A 20,640-nucleotide genomic window follows, 5' to 3' on the forward strand; every position below is an offset into this window, starting at 1 on the left:
CTGCGCGTCCGGTGACCGGGCACGACGCCTAGCGGCACTCGCGATCCGGGTCGACTTCGGTTTCGGCCCATTCGGCCCAGCCCTGCTGCGCCTCGGCCAGGCGCCGACCGTACTCAAGGGTGATCTTGCCGTACACCGAGAGGTTGTCCTGGCTGCTCTCGAGGAGCTCCCCGATCCTCTTCAGGCTCTCCAGGTGCCTGCCGGCCAGCGCCGCCTGGTGGCTCAGGTACGCGCGGGCCTGCTCGGGTGCGACCTGGGCCAGGAAGAAGACGCGGAGCAGCATGTCGCTGCGGAGCACCCTGGTCGGCTCGACCTCGGTGATCCAGCGGCGCAGCTCCGCCAGGCCGTCCTCGGTGATCGCGTATTCCTTGCGGCCGCGGGGGCCCTCGGCCGACACGTCCACGAGGCCGGCGTCGGCCAGTTTGCCGAGCTCGGCGTAGAGCTGGCTCTGCGTGGCCGGCCACACGTTCGACAGCGAGACGTCGAACAGCTTCATCAGGTCGTATCCGCTCGCGGGCCCTTCGGAGAGCAGTCCCAGCACGGCGTGTCGAAGGCTCATATTCCTATATTGACATATCGGCACAGGAAGTTCTAGCTTCGACCTGTCACTATAGGAATATGAAGGGACACCCGACCATGCGCGGCCTGCTCGGCTTCCTGCCATGGATCGCCTACGCGGTCATCGCCACCGGCGACGAGTGGCGCTGGGGCGCCATCACCGGCCTCACCCTCGCCCTTGTCCTCGTCGCCCTCGACCGCAGAGCGGGCAAGGGCTGGGACGAGATGGTGATCGAGAGCAGCGCGGCGCTCTTCTTCGCCTGCCTCACGGCGCTGTCCCTCGCGGACCCGCACTCACCCCTCACTCCGTACGGTCCCGCGCTGGTCAACGTCTGGCTGGCGGGCACCGCTTGGGGCTCACTGGCCCTGCGCAGGCCGTTCACGCTCGGCATCGCGCGCTCCATGGCGCCGAAGGAGGTCTGGGAGACCCCGCGGTTCTACCGCGCCAACGCCGTCATCACCACCGTCTGGGCCGCGGCCTTCACCGTCGCCGCGCTCTCGCTGACACTCGTCCTGTACGTCTCCCCGCATGCCACGACGCTGGTCATCGCCATCAAGGTGCTCTCCTTCGTCCTCCCCTCGATCTTCACCGCCTGGCACCCCAAGCGGGTGCGGCAGGTGCCCGCCAACTGACCTCACCGGCTCCGCGTACCGGCCGCACAGGTTGCGCCCTTCTGGCCACATGTACTACTTTTTGGCCATGCGGTCAGAAAGCAAGCCAGATGGCCAGAAGCAGCCGTCGTTCATCGAGGAGGCCCGCCGCACCCAGATCATCGAGAGCGCCATCGAGACCTTCATGGAGTTGGGCTATGCCAACACCTCACTGGCGCGCATCGCCGAGCGCGCCGGCATCAGCAAAGGCGTGATCTCCTACCATTTCGCCGGCAAGGCCGAGCTGATGGAGCAGATCGTCGAACAGGTCTACCTCGGGATCGTCGCCTTCGTCGTACCGCTGAAGGAGAAGGAGACCACGGCGGCCGGCGAGCTGCGGGCGGAGATCCGCGCGGTCGCCGCGTACATGCGGAATCACCGCTCCCACCTGCTCGCCCTCGCCGAGATCCGCAACAATCTCCGCACCCCCGACCGCAGGCCGCGCTACGGCGTCGCCTTCAACGAGCCGATCTACGAAGCGCGGGAGGCGTTGTTCCGCCGCGGCCAGGAGAACGGCGAGTTCCGCTCCTTCGACTGCCGCGTGATGGCCGTCAGCGTGCAGGCCGCGATCGACCACATGTTCGCCTACTGGGTGACCAACCCCGAACACGACCTGGAAGCGCACGCGGACGAGCTGGCGGACCTGTTCGAGCATGCCACCCGAGCCGAACTCCCTGAAGAAACGGCGAATCGATGACCCAGCACGTCAGCCGGCCCACCGCGCCGCCCACCACCTCCGCGCGGCTCTTCTACATCGACAACTTACGCACCGCCCTGATGGCACTCGTGGTGATCCACCACTCCGTGATCGCCTACAGCAACGTCCCGAGCTGGTACTACCTCGAACCGCCGACCGACGCCTCGGCAACGCTCCTGGACATCGTGATCGTGCTCAACCAGGCGTTCTTCATGGGCGCCTTCTTCCTTATTTCAGCTCTCTTCGTGCCGGGCTCCTACGACCGCAAGGGGGCCGGGGCATTCATGAGGGAGCGGCTGCTACGCCTGGGCGTCCCGCTGCTGCTCTGGCTGCTGGTGATCCGCCCCCTGGCGACGGTCGGCGGATACCTCGAGGCGAGAGACGCCGCCGCCCAGCAGGGGGCCGAGCTGCCCTACTGGGAGTACTACCTGCAGTCGTTCACCCCGGGGCCGATGTGGTTCGTCGAGGTGCTGTTCGTGTTCAGCGCGCTCTACGTCATCTGGAGGCTGCTGACCGCCGCGGGCCGGCGCGCGTCGGCCCCGGCCTCGGGCCGGGCGCCCGGCGCCGTCGCGATCGCCGGGTTCACCGTCGGACTGGCCCTGGTGACCTACCTGTGGCGCATCGCGGTGCCGATGGGCGAGTCGCTCCTGGGGCTGCCCTCACCCGCCTACCTTCCGCAGTACGTGGCGCTGTTCGTCATCGGGCTGATCGCGACCCGGCGCGGCTGGCTGGGGAGCCTGTCCAGGACGACCGGCCGGATCGGGTTCGCCACCGCGGCCGTCGCCGCGGTCGGCCTCCTCTTCGTCCTGATCTCCGCCCCGGAGGCGAGCATGGGGCACGGAACCACGCAGTCCCTGCTGGTGGCGACCTTCGAGACGACGCTCGCCGTCGGCGTCATCCTCGGCTTTCTGGTGCTGTTCCGGGAGCGCCTCAACCACCAGGGACGCCGCCGCCGGTTCCTGTCCGAGCACGCCTTCACCGTCTACGTCATCCACCCGGCCGTGCTGGTCGGCCTGGGCTACGCCCTCCGCGACGTACAGGCGCCCGCGGTCGCGAAGGGCGCGCTGCTCGTCGCCCTCGCACTGCCGCTGTGCTGGGCGATCGCGTACCTGGTCCGCGCCCTGCCAGGCGCCCGGAAAGTGCTCTGAACCAGCGACCACCGGCGTAAAAGGAAAGAGCCCTCAGGAGAAATTCCTGGGGCTCTTTCTTGATAAGACCCCGTCGCGGGATCGTCAATCGGTCCAGGTGCGGAGGCTCCGCGCCAGGACGGGGATCATCACCGCCGCGGGGACGAGGTGCAGCCCGAGGAGGGCGGTGGCGGTGGCGATACTCGCCCCGACCAGGAAGGGCGGGACCAGCGAGATCGCGGTCAGCGACACCGCCGTCCACACGAACCGCTCGGCCGGGCGCGCGCTCCACCGGAGAAGAGCGGCGGCAATGACGACGCCCACGACCGAGAAGAAGCCGGTCACCACGGCGAACCCGGACAACGGGATCACCTCGCCACCATCAGGGACCTCGAAGTCGACACCGACGACCTGGGCGAGCGCGGCGGCCAGGGTGGTGGCCGCCATCGCCACGAGCGTGGCGACGAAGCCGGTGCCGGCGAGCCCCCGAAGCCGGTGGGTAGTACGGCTGGTCCGGCCCGCTGCCACGCCCCCGGTGTCATTCATGCTGCTCATGCCGTTCCTCCATCGTTCGATGACTGGTGTGTGACGGTTCCGGCGCTGAGGGGGACGCTTGCCTTTGGGGGTGACGACGCGCACCCTCGCCGTACGCCGGCCGGGATTCCGCAGGGCGCGGACGCCGGTGCCGCGGAGCCAGAACCCGGCGCCGCGTCCGAGGACCGGCCCGGGCTCGCCGTCGCGCAGCTCCAACTGCACCCGCCCGCGAACGACGACGCCGAACGCGTCGCACCACTCCGCCGCGACCACCGCGACCCGCGCGCCACCGCGCAGCGCGAGCATCCGCACCCGGGCTACTCCGTGCCGTCCGCCGGCAGGCTCTCCGGCAGCCCGAGCGCCGGGAACCGGACGTCGTGGAACGTGACGATCTCGGTGATCGCCCCGCCGGTGACGCGCAGGACGTCGATCGTCAGCGGCAGGTACGCGCCCTCCCGCTCCCGCCAGAGGTAGAAGGCGACGGCAGGCTGCCGGTTCACCGAGGTGGGCACGGCGCGCAGGTGCTTCAAATCCTCGAAGCCGTGCTCGACCCAGTCGTTCACCACCGTGTCGCGGCCGACGTACAAGCCCGGCGTGGGCGGCATCGAGAAGCGGACGTCGTCCCGCAGCAGCGCGGCGAGCTTGTCGATGTCCGTGGCCACGCTGGCGTCGGTATAGCGGCGCACCAGCTCGCGCGTCCCGGCGTCCTCCTCGCCGCCGGTCCAGTCCTGGCGCTCGGCGGGCAGGTGTTCCCGCATGCCGGCGCGGGCCCGCTGCAGCGCGCTGTTCACCGAGTTGACGGAGTCCCCGAGCAGCTCCGCGACCTCCTTCGCCGGCCAGCCGAGCACGTCCCGCAGGATCAGCACGGCCCGCGGACGCGGCGCGAGATGCTGGACCGCGACCAGGTACGCCAGCTCGATCGTCTCCCGCGCGACGGCGACGGCCTCCGGCTCGTCCGCGTCGCCCGCGGGCAACTCATCGAGCAACCGGTCCGGGTAAGGCTGCAGCCACAGCACCTCGCCCCCGGTCGCAGGCTCCGGCCGAACCTTGGCCAGCAGGTCCAGGCAGGCGTTGGTCGCGATCCGGTACAGCCAGGCCCGGAACGTCGACCGCCCCTCGAAGGTCTCCCGCCGCCGCCAGGCCCGCAGGAACGTCTCCTGTACGGTGTCCTCGGCGTCCTCGAACGACCCGAGCATCCGGTAGCAGTGCACATGCAACTCCCGCCGATGCCGCTCCGCCAGCCCCGAGAACGCCGGCTCGTCGACCTCACCCATCCCACTCACGCCCAGCTCCTCCAGCCGCGTATCCGCACCCATCACGTCACCCTTCCGCCTCGTCGTGTCCCGTCGTAGATATGACGGCTGCGAGCACGACAACTCATCACCAGAGCCGACCGGCATGGCGACCCAGCGACGAAAACCGCCCCGGAGCGATAATCGCTACGGAGCTGGTCACTTGATGTGGTCAGGGGCGGGGTCGAACCGCCCGCCAGGGAGATCGTCGAATGCGGCGGACGCATCCATCGTCAGCACCGTTCTCGCTGTGGCCGCGGCCGTAGCCGCGATCAGCAGATCGTACGCGCCTCGCGACTCGCCCTCTCGCCGGACATGCGCCATAAGACGGGCGTGGACTCTGGCGACGTCCGTCGTGTACTCCTCAACAGGGATCAACCGCCGTCAGGGCGGACAGTCTGTTGCGCGTAGCGGCGATCGCAACCCGCGACGCTTACGCGGCCTGCCCGTTCACCTCGAGCGTGACGCCTGGCTTCTCGGCCCAGAAGGCGAGCAATCCGGCGATCTCCTCCACCCTCGGGAACGGCTCCGGGTAGGACCAGACCACGTCCTCGGCCACACCGTCACCGATCTGAACCGACCAGTAGGCGGCATCGCCCTTGAACGGGCAGTGCGACGTCGTTGTCGATGATCTGAGCATGTCCATCTTCACGTCCGCCGACGGCAGGTAGTACCGCGGTGGACAGCCCGTCTCGGTGAGCACGATCGGCCGGGAGGAGGTCGCGATGACCACGTCCTTGACTCGCACCACGACCTGATCCGATACAGGCGTGACCTCGATTGCATGTCCTCGTGTGTTCATAGACCGATCCCATCAAACGTTCCCCGCGGCCGCCAGCGTAGGGCTTCGTGGCATGAGCGGGCGTTCCCGTGTGAGGGAGTGCTGTGTTGCCGTTGGCGGCTGCGACGTGTAGGACGACTCTTGTCTCACGTCCGTACACCCGAGGTGCCGGGAGCCGAATCATGAATGATCGTTTCAACGTGATCGTGAGCGCAGGATCGCTGAAGGTGACGGACGAGCACGCAGTGCATTTCCCTCATCGGTGGACGCCCGAGGGCGTGAGCGTCAGGGCGGACTTCACCGGAGGACATCTCCTTCACCTCGCGGCCGCGGGATGCATCCTCAACGACCTTTACCGGGAGGCCGCCGCACTGGGAATCGAACTCCAGGGAGTACGCGTTTCCGCAGCCGGCGGCTTCGATACCGAGAGCTGGACGTCAACCGGGATCACCTACACCGTCGACGTCAGCTCCACCGCTCCAGCCGAGAGCATCGCCCAGCTGATCGACACCGTGGACTCCGTCGCCGAGATCCCCCGCGCCATCCGACGGGGTGCCACCGTGCAGAGGATCGGCTAACCGACCATCCGGGAACGCGACTTCCACCCACCCCACCTGACGGGCCTGCCCTACTGGCTCTTCTCGGCACGCTGACGGAACTCAATCGGGTGAGGTGCAGGCACGAAGCACTTCCTTCCCAGCCGACACAGGGCCAACTCAGATGAGGTGGCCGTGCTACGGGGGGAAGCTCAGGGTGAGTCTCGCCGAAGAGCCGTGATCCCCGCCCCGCGGTTCCATGCGGGCGACATCGCAAGGCTCACACCGGGTGGGCGTTCCCAGTGTCCGGGACGACTCCGAACCTTGCCGCGATAACGACTCTTGCCGGTCACGTTGGCTTTGCCAGGCCCGGCAACCGGTCCATGAAGATGATGGCTCGGCGGAGCAGCGGCACTGTGACCGAACCGGCTCCTACCATCGCTATATGCAGTGCCTCCAGCACCTGCTCCCGGTCGACGCCTTCCTGCTCGCATTGCTCCAGGTGGTAATAGACGCACTCCTCGCAGTCCTTCGTCACCGAGATGACCAGACCCATCAACTCCTTGATCCCCTTCGGCAGGGCCCCGGGCGCGTAGGCGGCGCCGTCCAACGCGAAGAATGACTCCACGACCGAACCCGTGGTACGCAGCGCGTCGTTGCCTTCGGCCCGGTTATGGCGGAACTCGTCTGGATGGGGAACGTTCGTCACGGAATCACGCTATCGGTGCCGGCCGAGGATGTGATGCCGGACCGTTCGATCACCCTCAGGGTCTACGCCCACGTGATCCGCGCGGCGGAAGCCTCGGCCGCCGACGTCTTCGCTCAGGCGATCGACGAGTAGCGGGAGCCAAGCTGTTAGAAGAGGTGTTAGATGTCACTCTCTTCGTCACTCACCCGTCCGGGGGCGGGCGCCTGGCCTCAGGCACGGGAGGGGGTAAGCCGTTACGGCTGTAACGCCTCTCCCTGAAAACAAGAAGCGCGAGCGCGGCCTCACTCTGCGTATTCAATCTCGGCTAAGTATGTCGGCTTGCCGGGGGGTAGCCGTACCAGCCTCGTTTTCGCAGGTAGACCCTGGTACGGCTTGGAACGGTTCCACGAATCTTGAAGCGGGCGGATCCCAGGTTCGGAGGTGATGGGATGGGCGCTTCGCGGCTTGAGAGGAACGATCGATGAGACTTGTGGCCATTGGAGCGGCGACGGTCGCCGTGCTCGCGACGACGGGCTTGCCGGCGTCGGCGACGTCCGGGGACGACTACGGCCAGTACTCGCGAATCGCGGCACGGAGCGCCGGGCAATACTGGGCCGACGGCAAGGTGGCCGGGCAGTGGGCGTGGAAGCCGCTGTCGGCGACCACCTCGGAGATCAGCTGGGGTGATCCGAAGACGTGGCCGCCGAACTACGGTGAGAAGTTCGTGCGCGACGGCGACTGGGTGACGCTGGACGGCTGGAGCGGCAACGGCACCTACTACCGGCTGCGTGTGACCAAGGAGCAGATCGGCGACGCCAAGTGCGAGAACTTGCGGACGTTCGCCACCTCGGGCCCGCAGCACTATGTGAAGTGGGACATCCCGGCCACGGGCTACTGTCTCAAGGCGTGGGGAACGCTCACGGAGGAGTCGTCCGGCAAGGTGATCAAGTTCGGCCACACGCAGATCTGGTCGCCGCCCGCTCCCTGCTCCAACCAATACATCAGCGGCCAGACCTGCATCAAGCAGTGGGAGTCCTGGTGGGACAACAAGGGCGACCTGAGCGGGCCGATCACCAGGAAGCTGGACCGGGACCAGTACATCGCGCGCGACAAGGGCATGGCCTTCCGCATCCACCAGTACTTCCCCAAGACGTGGAAGGCCGAGGCGCGCTCGTACTGGACGTGGTGATCCCGGGCTCAGCCGACGGCGGCGCGGTCGCCCGCCAGGCGGCGGCGTCGGGTGGCGTCCGTCAGGGACGGCGGACGCCAGACCTCATCGAGAACCGTCGAGACGCCTCAGTGGCAGTCATCACCGTCATGAAATCAGATTGTCCGATTCACAGGGTGCGAGGCGCAGGAACACGCCGAAGGGCTGCCGGCCGATGACCATCCCTGTCACTCGCGTCCCGACCGGAAGAGCTTGACGTATCGCGGCCCAGGCATGGCGCACCCGCTCCCCGAATCCGGGACCCTCGTCGGGCCACCTATATTCAGACACACGCGGATCCTAGAAGTCGCAGGTACGGGAACCGTACGACGACGTTGCCGTCAGTAGACGCAAAAACGCCCCGGAGCGGTGATCGCTTCGGGGCATCTTGGCTGGTCATCTAATGTGGTCAGGGGAGGGGTCGAACCGCCGACCTTCCGCTTTTCAGGTGTAGCGATCGCCCTGTTCGCAGGCGGTGACCTCGGGGTACGCGGCCGCCAGTGGTGCTGTCCGTGTGCGTTTGGTCGCCGACGTTGCCGTCAGCGTCGCCGTCACCAGTGCGGTGGCAGGTCCGATCGAAGGAGAGCTGCGGCGGCCGTCCTTCGTTGGAAAGTCCCGGGCTATGAGCGAGGCGGCGCGGCGCTGCCCCGGATGACGAGTTGGGTCGGCACGACGATGTCACGGTCGGTCTCTTCCCTGCGCAGGATGTCCAGGAGCATGCGCCTGGACAGTTCGCCTTGCTGCCGGACGGGTTGCGCACGATCGTCAGGTCCGTCAGCTCGGCGCGGGGATGATCGTCTATGCCGATGACAGACCCGTTCTGGGGGATGCGCAGCCCTGCGACCGCGCCTAGGGCGGCCACGTCGGAATGGGCGTAGACGGCGGTGGGCGGTTCGCGCCGGCTCGGGAGGTTGGCCATCGCATCGGCGCCCTCGCGCCCGCCCCAGTGGACCGTGACTACGAGCTGGTCGTCGATCGGAATGCCTGCGTCGCGCAAGCCGCGCGCAGGGCCCTGCCCAAATGCTCGCTGTGGTCGCGGTTGCGCGGGTAGCAGACGCCATCGAGGTCGGCGTCCGGCAGTTGGAGGCGGCGTGGGCAGGAGCCGGTGGCGATCAGCACCTGGGTGAAGGCAAACTCGGTGCCGCCGGCGAGGGTGCTCCGATGATGACGAGCCGGGATCGGCACTCATGGGTGGTACTCCTAGATGATCTCTAGGTTGGCCATCATGCCCATGTCCTCGTGTTCGGCGTTGTGGCAGTGGAAGAGGTAACGGCCGCGGTAGCCGTCGAAACGGGTGATGATCTCCACCGCTTCGCCCGGCCGCAATGCGACGGTGTCCTTGAGGCCCGCATCGTGCGGCAGCGGCGACCTGCCGCTGCGCGAGAGCACCCGAAAGCCCACCAGATGCAGGTGGATGGGATGGTGGACGTCGGCGACCAGCCGCCACACTTCGACCTCGCCGAGGCGAGTGGTGACATCGGTGCGGGCGGGATCGAACGGCAGCCCGCCGATCAGCCAGCCGTGGCCGCCGCGCATCCGCCCGGCGCGGAAGGAGAAGTCGCGCACCCGGGCGGCGTCCGACCGACGCCAGGTCGGCAGATCAGTGGAGAGCGTGCGTGGGATGCGGCTGTCGTCGGCGGTGTGGCGTGCGACGCGGAAGGCCATCACGTCGTGGGTACGGCCGGAGCCAAGCCGGTTGAGGAGTCTGACGCGGCTGCCGATCGGGACGCCCGCGAAGTCGATGATCACATCGTAGCGTTCGGCGGGCGCGATCGGCAGGAGCCGGTGGGTGACCGGCTCGGCGAGCAGTCCCTGGTCGGCGCCGATCTGGACGAGGTCGAGGCGGCGTCCTTCGTCACTGACTGCTTCGAGTTCGTAGTGGCGGGCGTTGGAGGCGTTGAGGATGCGCAGCCGGTAGCGGGCCGCGTCGACCTCGTGCACGGGCCACGGAGCGCCGTTGACGAGGATCACGTCGCCGAGGACTCCGGCGAGATAGGGCTCCCGAACGCCCGGCCGCTCTCGCAGGGTGGGATCGAGGGCGGGGTAGGCGAGACTGCCGTCGGCGGCGAACGCCCGGTCCGCGATCATGAGAGGTAGTTCGCGCTGCCCTGCGGGCAGGCCGAGATCGTCCTCGGCGTCATCGCGCACGATATGCAGCCCGGCCAGACCCCGCCAGATCGCCGGGGCGGTGAAGTCCATCCGGTGGTCGTGGTACCACAGCAGCGTCGGCCGCTGGTCCAGCGGGAAGGTGTAGTCCCGCGTCAGCTTGGTTATCACGGCCCGCGGATCGTGCATGCCGTCCATGCCATGCTCGGAGCCGTGCCCCGTGTTCGTGGCGGCGTCGTGCCGGCCTTCGGGCAGGACGAGGTCGGTCGGGTATCCATCGGAGGCCGCCGGGGTCCGTCCGCCGTGCAGGTGCACGACGGTCGGCACGGGCAACTCGTTGCGATGCGTCACGGTGACCGGCCGGCCGCGGCGCGACTCGATCGTCGGCCCGGGGAAGGTGCCCTCGTACGTCCACAGCGGCGTTTTGACACCGGGCAAAATCTCGGCGCTCGCTTCGCGCTGGGTGATCTCGTAACGGTCGGTGCCACCCGAGGTATCGACCGGCTTCAGCACGGCGGGAATTGGCAGCGACACCTGGAAGGGCGGCGGCAGCGGCACAGCGCTGCGCAGCTCGGCACCGGTGAACGACGGCCGGCGGGCCAGCGCGGCCGAGGCCGACAGCCCGGTGGCCGCCATCAGACCAAGCGCCCCGCCGACGCCCAGCATCCGCCGCCGGCTCAGGCCGCGGCCCGCATCGTGCTCACGCATCGCGGGCCTCCCGCCGCAGGAGGGGCCGGCGCCAGACGGCGATGAACTGCACGACGAGCGCGGCCACGGTCACCACCCCCAGCGGGATGTGCAGCCACAGCGCGCCGTCCAATCCGGCGAAGTACTGAACCGTCTCGGCCGCCACCACCGCCATCGTGGCCAGGAACGGCCAGACCTGACGCAGCCTTACCCAGACCACGATCGCCGCGATCACCTGTAGGTAGCCGATAAAGGTGACCACGTCGGCGCCGACCGCGTGCCAGCGCAGGCCGTCGAAGTCGCCGGTCAGATACACCCCGGCGAGCACCGGCTGGCCGGCGATCGCCGCCATGTGGGCGCTGACAAGGGCCCGGAAAACCCACTCGGTCGGCCTTGTCCGACGCGCGGCAGCGGATCCCAGACTGCTGGTGACCATGCGGGATCCTCCTCACTGTGATCTCACTTGCAAACAAACGCCCTGAGGCTATGACTCGTGAGCTATTTTGTCTAAGACAAATATTGCTATGGAGTTATGTTGCGGGAGGCATGATGGAGCTGAACTCGCTCAAGCAGTTCCTGGTGGTGGCGCGGCTGGAGCACCTCAGCCGGGCAGCCGACGAGCTTCACATCGCCCAGCCGTCGCTGAGCCGTACCATCGCCCGGTTGGAGAGCGAACTGGGCACACCGCTGTTCGACCGGAGCGGCCGGCTCCGGCTGAACGACGCGGGCAAGCTCTTCCGCGATCACGTCGAACGTTCCCTCGGCGAGCTCGAGGCCGGACGACGCGCCGTCGCCGAGGCCGCCAGCGAAGGCCTGGGCACCGTGAGACTGGCGTCGGAAACCTTCCTCACCCTCACCGGCCCACTGGCGGCCTACAAGCGGGCCCATCCCTCCGTCGAGATCGAGCTCCACTGGTCGCCGGCCGAGGACATGGCTCGCCGCCTGCGGGCCCAGGACGTGGATCTGTGCATCGCCTCGCAGCCGATCCCTGCCGAAGGCCTTGAGTCGACGCGGCTGTTCGATGAGGCGGTGGGGGTTGGCGTGCCCCTCGATCATCCGCTGGCAGGCCGTACTTCTGTGACCATCGACGAACTCGCCGGCCAGCCCTTCGTCACCGCCCGTAAGGGGCACTGGCTACGCCAACTGCTCGACCGGCTCTTCGCCGCAAGAGACCTCACACCGAAGATCGTCTGCGAGAGCGACGAGCACAGCGCCATCGCGGACCTGATCAGCGCGGGACTCGGCATCGGTCTCGTCCCGGCCTTCGCCCGCCGCAGCGCCACGCGTGCCTCCGCCACCTGGATCCCCATTGACAGCCCCGACTGCCGTCGCACGGTCACCCTGTACTGGGGCGCCGACAGTCACCTGTCGACCGCCGCCCGGCTGATGCGCGCCACGATCACCAGCTGGAACTGGATCACCGGCGAGCCCCCGGAGAAACGCTGAGGATCAGCTTGCGGTGGGCGCGACATGCCGGGGGCCTGGCCATCCCGGCTGGGCAGCCCGTGTCAGCGGCAGCGGTAGTCAACCTGCCGTACACGGGCGGAGCTTGTCGGGGTTGCGTACCGCCCAGATGCGCTTGATCCGGTCGCCTGCGACCTCGAACGTGAGCACAGAAACGGTGGCGCCGAGTTGGCGCTTCGATGTTACGTCGTCCACCTCTGACAGCGTGCTCTCACTCGTTGCATCACACCTGATCAGCAGGCCGACGAGAGGTGCATTCAGCAGCCGTACCGTCCCCATCCCTGTCGACACGAACAAACTCACGATCACCTGTACGAAGGCTCCGCGGCCTCGTCGTCAGAACAACAAAAACACCCCGGAGCGATCTTCGCTTCGGGGCATCTTGGCTGGTCATCTAATGTGGTCAGGGGCGGGGTCGAACCGCCGACCTTCCGCTTTTCAGGTGTAGCGATCAACCTGCTCACGGGCACGGACCTTGGGGTACATGGGCGCTCGTGGTGCAGTTCGTACGGGACTGGTAGTCGACGTTGCCGTCACAGAACCCGGGGTGCCCGGTGGCAGGGCCCGACGGAGGAGGGCCGCGGCAGCCGATCGCCCTGGCCACGTACGGCAGGCACCGAAGTCGGCGATCGTCACAGCCTCTGCAGAACACTTCATTACGAGCTTGGCTGTGGGGCCTGGTGATCCAGTTCCTACAGCCGCACCGTGCCGTCCACGCAGCACGTGGAAGCCACATCTTCGTAGGCAGGCTGTTCAACGAAGGTCGGGGATGCGTTCGCCATTCTTCGCAGGGCTCCAGCTCGGCGATGAAGCCGGCCACGCAACGTCGTCGATCGCGAGCCACGGCGCGGCGGCCACGGCCGCGGGCGTGAGCCCAGCGAACGTCTTGGCCTCACGGTGGAGGTGGGATTGGTCGACGTAGCCGCTCTCGGCGGCGACGCTGACGGCGGCGTGACCCGCCGCGAGAAGGTGGGCGGCATGGTCGAAGCGCACCAGTTGGGCGGCGCGTTTGGGGGTGATGCCAAGCTGGGACCGGAAGCGGGACCACAGGCGTTTGCGGCTCCAGCCGACCTCGTCCGCCAGGCGGTCGACTCGCACCCGCCCCCGGCTGGTGAGCATCCGCCGCCAGGTGTAGGCGATTTCCGGATAAACCGGCGGGCGGGCGCGCAGCCGTCGGCCGACGATATCCGCCACGATCGTGAACCGTTCGTCCCACGACGCGGCGGCGCGCAGCTTGTCCTCAGCTTGCTCGGCGTCGCGGCCCCAGACACCCTCAAGGGCTACCAGCGTCCCGGTGAGCTCGATCGATGCGCCGAACACCGCGGCCGCCGCCACCGGCTCGAACCGGATCTGAAGGCACTGCCCGACTCCTCGGCCGGTTGCTCGAAGATCGCCCGGGAGGAGCCCGACGACTACACTGCCGCGCTCGCGTCGGCCGTGGATGTCGTAGACGATGCCTTCTCCGTCGCTCAGATCGACGAGCAAGGTGACGGACGGGTGCGCGACCATGGCGATGTCGACGAGTGCGGGGGCATGGTGATGGAACCCGGCCATGCTGATCCCCGGCAGCCGACCTGATGGGCGCGGGACGGCGACCCCCACCCGCGCCCAGTCGGGTGGTGCCCCTGTCGACAGCACATGACCAGTTTAGGCGTCAGAGATCGCGGGCGGGTGTCAGTGGCCCGTTGCCGTGAAGCCCAGCAGCAGTTTGCTGGTCGTCTCGGGGGCTTCGAGCATGGGTAGGTGCCCGACGCCGGGCAGCAGCTCGACCCGGGCGTTGGGCACCGCGTCGTACTGGTGCGCCGACGACGGCTCCCAGCGGGGGTCGTCGGCGCCGAAGATCACCATGACCGGGACCTGAAGGGCGGCCAGACGCTCGGGCACGCTTCGCTCGGCGATGTACGCACTGTTTCGGCGCAGCACCGTCCTGAACGTGCGGTAGGAGGTCCCTCGCAGTTCGGCGACCATGTCGTCCGGGACCTTCACCGGGCGAGCGGCCGTCGCGCTGAGCCCTCTGCGGATCATCGCGTCCGAACGCCTCGACCACAACAGCGGGCCGAGAGGCGGGCCCAACAGGACCCGGAGGATGAACGGCTGCGGAAGCAGCGCATCGGGACTCGGGCCGGTGCTGATCAGCACGAGCGACCTCACCAGGTCGGGGCGCTGTTCGGCCAGCGCGGTGGCGACGTAGCCGCCGCTGGAGTGCCCCACCGCGGGGACGGGACCAAGGCCGAGGTCGTCGAGCACCGCCGCCACCCGGACCGCCTGGTCGGGCACCTCGTGCGACGGCGCGGGCGGGGACTGGCCGCAGCCTGGGAGGTCGACCCGGATGAGGTGATGGTGGCCGGCGAGTTCCGCGACCATCGGGCTCCAAGAGGCGCCCGAGGCCCCCGATCCGTGGATGAGCAGCAGTGGCGGCGCCTGCCGCGGGCCGTCGTGGACCACGTGCATCCGATGTGAGCGCTCAAACTCGTACTTACTCATGCAGGGGACTATGCACGGACGCTCGACCATCAGTCTTGGACAAATGTTCCCGCGGGGCTCGACGACCGACGGACCTCGCTCTGCGACCACTCGAAAGCCATCTTCATCTGCATAGTCCTGCCCGACGGTCGCCACACCACCACCGTCGCGGGCCCCGGAGGAGCACGTTGTCATCGGCTGGATGAGGACGACAGCGCGTTTCTAGCATGGGGGACGATCGATCAGCCAGCACTGCGTGCCCGCGGGCAGGCAAGAGCGACGCTTGTCATGCTCACGATCGTGTCCCTATCCCTAAAGGGTTTCGGTCCTCAACCTGCTCGATCCCAGGGACGTTTCACGCTCATGCCGAGCGACGAGCAACAAGTACAAAACCGCACGACGACATTGCCGTCAGCAGAGACAGAAACGCCCCGGAGTGACGATCGCTTCGGGGGCGTTCTTGCTGGTCAGATGAGGTGGTCAGGGGCGGGGTCGAACCGCCGACCTTCCGCTTTTCAGGCTTGACGCTCGCCCTGCAGCCCTCCTGAGGTTGGGAGTACAAGTGTCAGCAGTGCCTCGTGTACGGCTTCGTTAGTGGATGTTGCCGTCAGGGTTGCCGTCGACATTCATCGGGGAACAAGCTGAGCGCTGACGCCCGGCAGGTCGTCGAATGCGGCGGAAGAGTCCATCGTGATCACTGTTCGCGCAGTGGCCGCCGCCGTCGCCGCTATCAGCAGATCGTAGGCACCCCGCGTTTTCCCCGCTCGTCGAACGTGTGCCATGAGACGAGCATGGACCCTGGCGACATTCGTGGTGTATTCCTCAACAGGGATCAACGCGAGGACCTGATCCACGAAAGCCTGCCGATTGGGCCGGCGGTCCTCATCGGCCAACTCCACGCCGACGAGCAACTCAGCCACCGTGATCGCGGCGATCGCCACATCATCGGCGTCCCCGATCACCGTGTCCACGGACGCCTTGCCTCGTTCGGCGGCGATGAGTACACCTGTGTCCAGGATCAGGCGCCGGGCCACGTGTCCCTCATCTCGTTGTCGGTCGCTTCACGTGCCGCCGCGACGTCAGCCTCGAAATCGGCGTCCAACGTGCCCATGCTTCTGGCCAGGAACGCCTTGACCATACGGCCCGGCGCGGTCGGCGCGGGGCCGATCACGGCGATCTGCTTGCCGCCGCGAGTCACCACGATCGTTTCCCCGCGCTCGGCCTCATCAAGAACGGTCGCGAAGTTTCGGGACGCTTCGGTAGCGGTCATCGCCTTCATGAAATCAGAGTATCTGATTTCCCTGGTGATCGCTGGATGTCCTGGTCGGCGAGAGCGACCGTCCACCATGGTCTGCCGTCAGAGGACGCAAAAAGGCCCCGGAGCGGTGATCGCTTCGGGGCATCTTGGCTGGTCATCTAATGTGGTCAGGGGCGGGGTCGAACCGCCGACCTTCCGCTTTTCAGGCAACGAGAACACGTGTTCCCATCATGCTTAGCCCATGTTCGACGCGCTGCTGAGTGTCCGGCAACGTCCACCAAGGTCCGTGGCGGTCTGCTGAGGTTGTCACTCAGTTCGTCACTCACCACCGAAGCAAGAAGGTGCTTCGCACGCCCTTCCAGAGGTGCCGCTTCGCGGCAAGGACCGCTGCAACACTCAGGGGGGTCTTGCTCCCTGGTCATCATGCCCTCCGATGGGGGGTCGACTCCCTAACCCCCCAGTGTTTCAGCCAGGCGCAAAGCGCTAACGAGGTGCGCGAAGCACCCTCAGCCTTTGAGCTCTAGACCGTGCAGCCTCTCGACCTAGAGGATCTTCTAGAGGCGCGGTCGCCTCCTAGCACCAGAGTTAGCGTGCCGTTGAGCCCCGCGAGCGTCAAGCGCTCGCGGGGCTCTCCGAACTTTATCTGCGGGCTCATGGCAGGTCACGAGCGCGGGCGCAGAGAGGACTCGATCAGTAGGCCGAGCGTCACGGCGCCAGCGAAGGCGACACCGCCTTGAACTATCGAATCAGACACCGTGCCACCGCCAACGAAAGCGACAATGCCGCCGACCAAGCCGACGATGAGGCCAATCGCGACGATCAGCGCGATGCTTAACGTCCGGATGACGTTCTCGTTCGAGTTAGGCACGGGCATGGCTGGGCCCCTTTCAGCTCGGTTGCTGGCCATAGGCGGATGAATCCACTGCTCGCCACGGGCGTTACACAGAGCTTGCTCTCGACGCCCCGGCTATGTAAACACTCCACCACGTATGCGTAGTAGCGTGGATAATCGCGCATGGATCCACGAGGGTACGCGTGGATCCACGTGTGCGAATCAGCGTATTGACATCGCCCCGAGTATCGGCGACCGTGAATAGGACGACGTTTTGAAGCGGAGGCCGCCGGTGTCGATGATCGGTAATCCCGAACAGCCGGACCCAGTTCTGGTCCGGCTGTCTGAATGGGCCGAGACAAATGGCATGACAGCAGCAGACCTCGCCAAAAGGCTGGAAATAACACCGACCACGCTTAGCTCGTGGCTCACCGCCTACCGGAGCCAGATGAGGGGCGAACAAGTACCACCGAGTGGCCGGCGCTTCCGCTATACCCGTCAGCCCTCCAATCTCCGGCTTCGAATCGCCGAGCTGCTTGCTGTGCCGGAGGAGAAGCTTCGGCTTCAATCGCTCAGTGTTCGAAAGGAGGCGGAGGCGCAGCGTGCCGCGCGAACTGCCACGTCGGTCGGGTACGTGGAAGCGTTCGCCGATCGTTCGGATCTCTCTTCAAGCCTCATTAGTGAGTTGGTCGTTAACCGTGTTCGGACCCCAAAGTCCATCCGGCATCATGTCGCCGAAGTTGTGACCAGCGTGCCCGGCGTGGCCACTACTGTGCTCATCCCGGAATATCGGGGTCGGGATCGAACCGATCCGTACCAATACCAGCTCGTCATCTTCGCCGAACCGAACAGCCTCGTTGCAACAGATGAGCTGAAGAAGCAGATCGGTGAGGAGTTGGCCAAGGCGGGCCTGCAGGCCTATTGGGAGCACGGGGCGCTTACTCCCCCGATCGCCTTCACCGGGCGCGAAGAAGAGGCGTCGTGGCTCCGGCTGGGCTCGCTGGTCGTATTGGAGTTGTCCGCCTCTCGATCGCCGGCCACCGGGCTGCTACTGCCGCCGGGGCCGCGCGCTCTGGACCAACAGCTGCGGCTTGCCACGATCATCACACCGCCCTATGGCGGGAGTGATCCAATAGGGGGCTTCCTCGCCGGCGCACTTGAGCTTGGACACCTGCGAGTGGTCGACATCGTACGTGCTTTCAACGACGCCAAGGCCAAGCGGGATCCGAGAATGCGCGCCGCGTTGCCGCCGGCCCAGGCGGATATCGAGGCGGGGTATGCCCTTGAACAGGGTCTCGATCTGCTGTGGAGGGGCGAGGCTCCCGGAGCGTGGCTCATGACGATGGAAGTACGTCCCGCTGCTCTGTACGACCCGCTATGGAGACGGCTCATCAATATCGACAGCCCACTGATGATCGTTCGGCTAGGACCACGTTGGCAGAAAGCCGCCTGTTGGCGGCTCGCCACCGCAAGCTTGAACTGTGGCGAGGGAAGCGATGGGACGGCAGGAAGCAGCCCGAGCTTCACCCCTGGCCAAATGCTGTCCTCGGACCAGATTAAGGTCCGCCCTGGCCAATCCCTCACCGAAGAAGAGCGATCCGTCCTCGACCGGCAGGTCGCCCGCGCAAACGCATGCGCAGACGAACTGGCCTGGTGGGACAGCCGTCTCGTGGAAATGATCGAAAAGCGGAGTGCACCCACGTTGGTCGTCATGCTCGAAAACTTGCCGGACGATGGTAAAGCGGTCCGATTCGACCGCGGCGCCTACGAACCGGTCGCTGGCGACGACCGGTTCTATGGGAACATCATCTTCCCGGACGATGTCGACGGATTCGTTGATGCGTGGCTGGACGCTTCCATCGATCTGCTTGGGCAGCTAGCAGTGGTCGCTGGCTATAGCGGCATCGACGATGTTCTGCCCATGCTGGCCGACGGGCCTCTACAGCGAGCTGTCCGGAAAGACTCGCTGTGAGGAGTGCCTCGGACATCAGCCTCGACATAGTGATCCGGCAGCACATCGCCGCTGTGGAACGGCGAGTCGGTAACGGCGCGTATGCCAAAGAAGCCGCCGAGATTCGCCGCGCCGCAGCGCTCGTATCCACGCTGCGCAGCCGACTTGGGTTGACGACATTCCGGCGCACGCTCAACCCGGGAAGCAGCAAACCGCAATTTCTGCTCGCGTTTGAGTCACCGGAGCATGGGAATGTCGCGCTCAAGGTCTACGGGCGACGTCGACCCGACGAGGCCGTCGTTCAACGCACCTGGTACCAGGCAGGAGTCGCCACCATTGAGGTACTCGCCTCCGGCAATGATCCGACGAGCTGGTTGCTCATGCCCGAAATCCCCGGGCAGCCACCAGAGCCCAACGAGGCCGCGAGACTCACGCCCCAGGTCGGCCAGCTCGTCGCGGAAGCGCATCACGTGTCGATCAACCAGGCGACGAGGAGTCTGCGCGCCGGAGTCGTTCATCACCTCCATGCAGTACTCCAAGCCGCCGTGGCCCATCGATACATGCTGCCTCATGGATGGGAGAAGGCCGCCAACGCTTACGAGTCCCGTGGGCGCATCGTCGCAGTGCATGGTGATCTGACCGTCAAGAATTTGCTACGCGATCGCAAGGGTCGGTTGCTGATGCTTGACACTTGCGGCTACGCCGGGCCGCCGGAATTCGACGCCGCACGCTGGAGCGCCCGCGCGGGCGGCTCACATCACGCCGTTGCACTACTGGCCATCTGGTTGCAGGCCGAGCCTGACCTCGACTCCAGCCACGCCCAGCGCCTTCTTGGGCTCGAAATGCTAATGGAGGCAGGAGTACGCGAGATCATTAAAGACGAACGACATGAGTCGTGGTCCGAGCGAGACGAGGAGACGATGCGCTGCATTGATCTGGCCGCCGAACTCCTCGCATGCCCCAAGGTGACACGCTGGCGCGCATGAGACGCGCGAAGCGCCTTAGACCGTGTCTCGTTTGGTGATCAGTCGTTAGATCGGTCGTGACGACGTTCTCACCGGCTGGTTCCTGACGAAGTCGACGAACAACGGGACAGTACTAGACGCAGGACTGAAGCGTTCTCATGTGGTGAGACCGAGTAGTTGAAGACCGTCGGCAGGTGTCCACACCTTGGGGCGAGCCCCCGGCTTCTCAATATGGTGGCGCTCGCCGATGTAGGCGGCCATGGGAGATCTGCTGTGCTTCACCCAGAGGCGTAATCTTGAAGGGCACAACGCTTTACGAGCCACTATTACTGCTGGGAATTCTTGCGTTAGCAGGGCAGTCCACATGGTTGCCCCTCGCACGGCTCTTCACGTAAGTGCAACGCGAATCGAACGAGACCTCAGAGCCATCACCTATTGAACATGACCAGGCCGAAGGACTGGGCTGCCTGATGGCCGGAATCACCGAATTCCTGTCGCAAGAAGAGATGCCGCCGTAACGTACCGCTCCCGTCTTAGGGTTCTCGGAGGCACTCATAGTAGCGGGCGATGAGATTTTCGTAGCAGGCGATGAGGTTTTCGGACTCGCAACAACGGGCAGTTGCGGATCAGCCGAATCCTGGAGAAGATCGTTCTGGTACGCGAGGAAAGAAATCAGCAATCCTGGTGCCGCTAGGACTAGCGCAAGTATCGCAGACACCTCTGCCAACAGTGTTAACAGGGACTTCTGATTTTTCTCGTTCAACTCCGCCCCACCCCTGGTCGCTGACCACCACTATTGAGAGGCTACTCCTGAACCGGCCTCCAAATGCTTTACCTGGCCGC

Annotated in this window: 22 protein-coding genes and 1 tRNA gene; 8 read left to right on the top strand and 15 right to left on the bottom strand. The window is 66.3% G+C overall.

What is annotated here, in order from left to right:
• Nucleotides 1-28: 28 nt before the first annotated feature.
• A complete protein-coding gene (locus tag OHA68_RS09105; protein ID WP_327107210.1) occupies nt 29-559 on the bottom strand; it encodes a PadR family transcriptional regulator in 531 nt (176 codons plus the stop codon).
• Between the two features lie 59 nt (nt 560-618).
• Here OHA68_RS09105 and OHA68_RS09110 point away from each other — a divergent pair, with 59 nt between their 5' ends.
• The 3 genes from OHA68_RS09110 (at nt 619) to OHA68_RS09120 (ending at nt 3,054) form a co-directional block, all read left to right on the top strand.
• On the top strand, nt 619-1,191 hold the full coding sequence (locus OHA68_RS09110; protein WP_327107211.1) for a DUF3159 domain-containing protein: 573 nt from the start codon (nt 619-621) through the stop codon (nt 1,189-1,191).
• 67 nt (nt 1,192-1,258) lie between these two features.
• Nucleotides 1,259-1,906: a TetR/AcrR family transcriptional regulator gene (locus OHA68_RS09115; protein ID WP_327107212.1), complete on the top strand. Its 648-nt coding sequence runs from the start codon at nt 1,259-1,261 to the stop codon at nt 1,904-1,906.
• A complete protein-coding gene (locus OHA68_RS09120; protein WP_327107213.1) occupies nt 1,903-3,054 on the top strand; it encodes an acyltransferase family protein in 1,152 nt (383 codons plus the stop codon). The genes OHA68_RS09115 and OHA68_RS09120 overlap by 4 nt, the downstream gene beginning before the upstream one ends.
• Nucleotides 3,055-3,138: 84 nt before the next feature.
• On the opposite strand, the gene OHA68_RS09125 is transcribed toward OHA68_RS09120, so the two are convergent.
• The 3 genes from OHA68_RS09125 to OHA68_RS09135 all read right to left on the bottom strand — a co-directional run bounded on the left by OHA68_RS09125 (nt 3,139) and on the right by OHA68_RS09135 (nt 5,610).
• A complete protein-coding gene (locus tag OHA68_RS09125; RefSeq protein ID WP_327109481.1) occupies nt 3,139-3,873 on the bottom strand; it encodes a DUF6069 family protein in 735 nt (244 codons plus the stop codon).
• A gap of 11 nt (nt 3,874-3,884) precedes the next feature.
• Nucleotides 3,885-4,883 (bottom strand): RNA polymerase subunit sigma-70, encoded by a 999-nt coding sequence (locus tag OHA68_RS09130; protein ID WP_327107214.1) that lies wholly within the window; start codon nt 4,881-4,883, stop codon nt 3,885-3,887.
• A 409-nt stretch (nt 4,884-5,292) separates the two neighbouring features.
• The gene (locus OHA68_RS09135) at nt 5,293-5,610 is read right to left on the bottom strand and encodes a DUF427 domain-containing protein (protein WP_327107215.1); all 318 of its coding nucleotides are present in this window, start codon (nt 5,608-5,610) and stop codon (nt 5,293-5,295) included.
• Nucleotides 5,611-5,822: 212 nt separating this feature from the next.
• Between OHA68_RS09135 and OHA68_RS09140 the strand changes: the two genes are divergently transcribed.
• Nucleotides 5,823-6,218 carry an OsmC family protein gene (locus OHA68_RS09140; protein ID WP_327107216.1) on the top strand — a complete coding sequence of 132 codons (396 nt, stop codon included), beginning with the start codon at nt 5,823-5,825 and terminating at the stop codon, nt 6,216-6,218.
• A gap of 307 nt (nt 6,219-6,525) precedes the next feature.
• Here the strand turns inward: OHA68_RS09140 and OHA68_RS09145 are convergent, their stop codons facing one another.
• Nucleotides 6,526-6,885, bottom strand: a complete 360-nt coding sequence (locus OHA68_RS09145) for a carboxymuconolactone decarboxylase family protein (protein ID WP_327107217.1) — start codon at nt 6,883-6,885, stop codon at nt 6,526-6,528.
• Between the two features lie 460 nt (nt 6,886-7,345).
• On the opposite strand from OHA68_RS09145, the gene OHA68_RS09150 reads away from it, so the two are divergent.
• Complete coding sequence (locus OHA68_RS09150; RefSeq protein ID WP_327107218.1) at nt 7,346-8,053, top strand: hypothetical protein; 708 nt, start codon at nt 7,346-7,348, stop codon at nt 8,051-8,053.
• Between the two features lie 975 nt (nt 8,054-9,028).
• Here the strand turns inward: OHA68_RS09150 and OHA68_RS09155 are convergent.
• Genes OHA68_RS09155 through OHA68_RS09165 form a run of 3 tightly spaced genes read right to left on the bottom strand, consistent with a single transcriptional unit; the run spans nt 9,029 to nt 11,300 of the window.
• Entirely contained in the window at nt 9,029-9,256 is a 228-nt protein-coding gene (locus OHA68_RS09155; protein WP_327107219.1) for a hypothetical protein, read from the bottom strand.
• 15 nt (nt 9,257-9,271) lie between these two features.
• A complete protein-coding gene (locus tag OHA68_RS09160) occupies nt 9,272-10,885 on the bottom strand; it encodes a multicopper oxidase family protein (RefSeq protein ID WP_327107220.1) in 1,614 nt (537 codons plus the stop codon).
• The gene (locus tag OHA68_RS09165; RefSeq protein WP_327107221.1) at nt 10,878-11,300 is read right to left on the bottom strand and encodes a hypothetical protein; all 423 of its coding nucleotides are present in this window, start codon (nt 11,298-11,300) and stop codon (nt 10,878-10,880) included. Before OHA68_RS09165 ends, OHA68_RS09160 begins: the two co-directional genes overlap by 8 nt.
• Nucleotides 11,301-11,410: 110 nt before the next feature.
• On the opposite strand from OHA68_RS09165, the gene OHA68_RS09170 reads away from it, so the two are divergent.
• The gene (locus tag OHA68_RS09170; RefSeq protein ID WP_225277854.1) at nt 11,411-12,310 is read left to right on the top strand and encodes a LysR family transcriptional regulator; all 900 of its coding nucleotides are present in this window, start codon (nt 11,411-11,413) and stop codon (nt 12,308-12,310) included.
• 78 nt (nt 12,311-12,388) lie between these two features.
• Here OHA68_RS09170 and OHA68_RS09175 read toward each other — a convergent pair whose 3' ends face one another.
• From OHA68_RS09175 to OHA68_RS09205, 7 genes are all read right to left on the bottom strand, one after another.
• Entirely contained in the window at nt 12,389-12,631 is a 243-nt protein-coding gene (locus OHA68_RS09175) for a hypothetical protein (RefSeq protein WP_327107222.1), read from the bottom strand.
• Nucleotides 12,632-13,081: 450 nt separating this feature from the next.
• Nucleotides 13,082-13,882, bottom strand: a complete 801-nt coding sequence (locus OHA68_RS09180) for a helix-turn-helix domain-containing protein (RefSeq protein ID WP_327107223.1) — start codon at nt 13,880-13,882, stop codon at nt 13,082-13,084.
• Between the two features lie 120 nt (nt 13,883-14,002).
• Entirely contained in the window at nt 14,003-14,812 is an 810-nt protein-coding gene (locus OHA68_RS09185; protein ID WP_327107224.1) for an alpha/beta fold hydrolase, read from the bottom strand.
• Between the two features lie 456 nt (nt 14,813-15,268).
• A tRNA-Phe gene (locus OHA68_RS09190) sits at nt 15,269-15,332 on the bottom strand.
• Nucleotides 15,333-15,417: 85 nt separating this feature from the next.
• A complete protein-coding gene (locus tag OHA68_RS09195; RefSeq protein ID WP_327107225.1) occupies nt 15,418-15,825 on the bottom strand; it encodes a PIN domain-containing protein in 408 nt (135 codons plus the stop codon).
• Nucleotides 15,810-16,070 (bottom strand): type II toxin-antitoxin system Phd/YefM family antitoxin, encoded by a 261-nt coding sequence (locus OHA68_RS09200; RefSeq protein WP_327107226.1) that lies wholly within the window; start codon nt 16,068-16,070, stop codon nt 15,810-15,812. The genes OHA68_RS09195 and OHA68_RS09200 overlap by 16 nt, the downstream gene beginning before the upstream one ends.
• Before the next feature lie 640 nt (nt 16,071-16,710).
• Nucleotides 16,711-16,923: a hypothetical protein gene (locus OHA68_RS09205; RefSeq protein ID WP_327107227.1), complete on the bottom strand. Its 213-nt coding sequence runs from the start codon at nt 16,921-16,923 to the stop codon at nt 16,711-16,713.
• 250 nt (nt 16,924-17,173) lie between these two features.
• On the opposite strand from OHA68_RS09205, the gene OHA68_RS09210 reads away from it, so the two are divergent.
• Nucleotides 17,174-18,853, top strand: a complete 1,680-nt coding sequence (locus OHA68_RS09210) for a helix-turn-helix transcriptional regulator (protein ID WP_327107228.1) — start codon at nt 17,174-17,176, stop codon at nt 18,851-18,853.
• Nucleotides 18,854-18,882: 29 nt separating this feature from the next.
• Nucleotides 18,883-19,818, top strand: coding sequence for a phosphotransferase (locus OHA68_RS09215; protein WP_327107229.1), 936 nt, complete (start codon nt 18,883-18,885; stop codon nt 19,816-19,818).
• Nucleotides 19,819-20,640: the final 822 nt, after the last annotated feature.

It is taken from the genome of Nonomuraea glycinis (assembly GCF_035920485.1).
Classification (GTDB): Bacteria; Actinomycetota; Actinomycetes; order Streptosporangiales; family Streptosporangiaceae; genus Nonomuraea; species Nonomuraea glycinis.

Excerpts from the sequence above, each read along its gene's own strand:
- OHA68_RS09105 (WP_327107210.1), bottom strand. The coding sequence starts at position 559 with ATGAGCCTTCGACACGCCGTGCTGGGACTGCTCTCCGAAGGGCCCGCG.
- OHA68_RS09110 (WP_327107211.1), top strand. The coding sequence starts at position 619 with ATGAAGGGACACCCGACCATGCGCGGCCTGCTCGGCTTCCTGCCATGG.
- OHA68_RS09115 (WP_327107212.1), top strand. The coding sequence starts at position 1,259 with ATGCGGTCAGAAAGCAAGCCAGATGGCCAGAAGCAGCCGTCGTTCATC.
- OHA68_RS09120 (WP_327107213.1), top strand. The coding sequence starts at position 1,903 with ATGACCCAGCACGTCAGCCGGCCCACCGCGCCGCCCACCACCTCCGCG.
- OHA68_RS09125 (WP_327109481.1), bottom strand. The coding sequence starts at position 3,873 with ATGCTCGCGCTGCGCGGTGGCGCGCGGGTCGCGGTGGTCGCGGCGGAG.
- OHA68_RS09130 (WP_327107214.1), bottom strand. The coding sequence starts at position 4,883 with ATGGGTGCGGATACGCGGCTGGAGGAGCTGGGCGTGAGTGGGATGGGT.
- OHA68_RS09140 (WP_327107216.1), top strand. The coding sequence starts at position 5,823 with ATGAATGATCGTTTCAACGTGATCGTGAGCGCAGGATCGCTGAAGGTG.
- OHA68_RS09150 (WP_327107218.1), top strand. The coding sequence starts at position 7,346 with ATGAGACTTGTGGCCATTGGAGCGGCGACGGTCGCCGTGCTCGCGACG.
- OHA68_RS09160 (WP_327107220.1), bottom strand. The coding sequence starts at position 10,885 with ATGCGTGAGCACGATGCGGGCCGCGGCCTGAGCCGGCGGCGGATGCTG.
- OHA68_RS09165 (WP_327107221.1), bottom strand. The coding sequence starts at position 11,300 with ATGGTCACCAGCAGTCTGGGATCCGCTGCCGCGCGTCGGACAAGGCCG.
- OHA68_RS09170 (WP_225277854.1), top strand. The coding sequence starts at position 11,411 with ATGATGGAGCTGAACTCGCTCAAGCAGTTCCTGGTGGTGGCGCGGCTG.
- OHA68_RS09180 (WP_327107223.1), bottom strand. The coding sequence starts at position 13,882 with ATGGCCGGGTTCCATCACCATGCCCCCGCACTCGTCGACATCGCCATG.
- OHA68_RS09185 (WP_327107224.1), bottom strand. The coding sequence starts at position 14,812 with ATGAGTAAGTACGAGTTTGAGCGCTCACATCGGATGCACGTGGTCCAC.
- OHA68_RS09200 (WP_327107226.1), bottom strand. The coding sequence starts at position 16,070 with ATGAAGGCGATGACCGCTACCGAAGCGTCCCGAAACTTCGCGACCGTT.
- OHA68_RS09205 (WP_327107227.1), bottom strand. The coding sequence starts at position 16,923 with ATGCCCGTGCCTAACTCGAACGAGAACGTCATCCGGACGTTAAGCATC.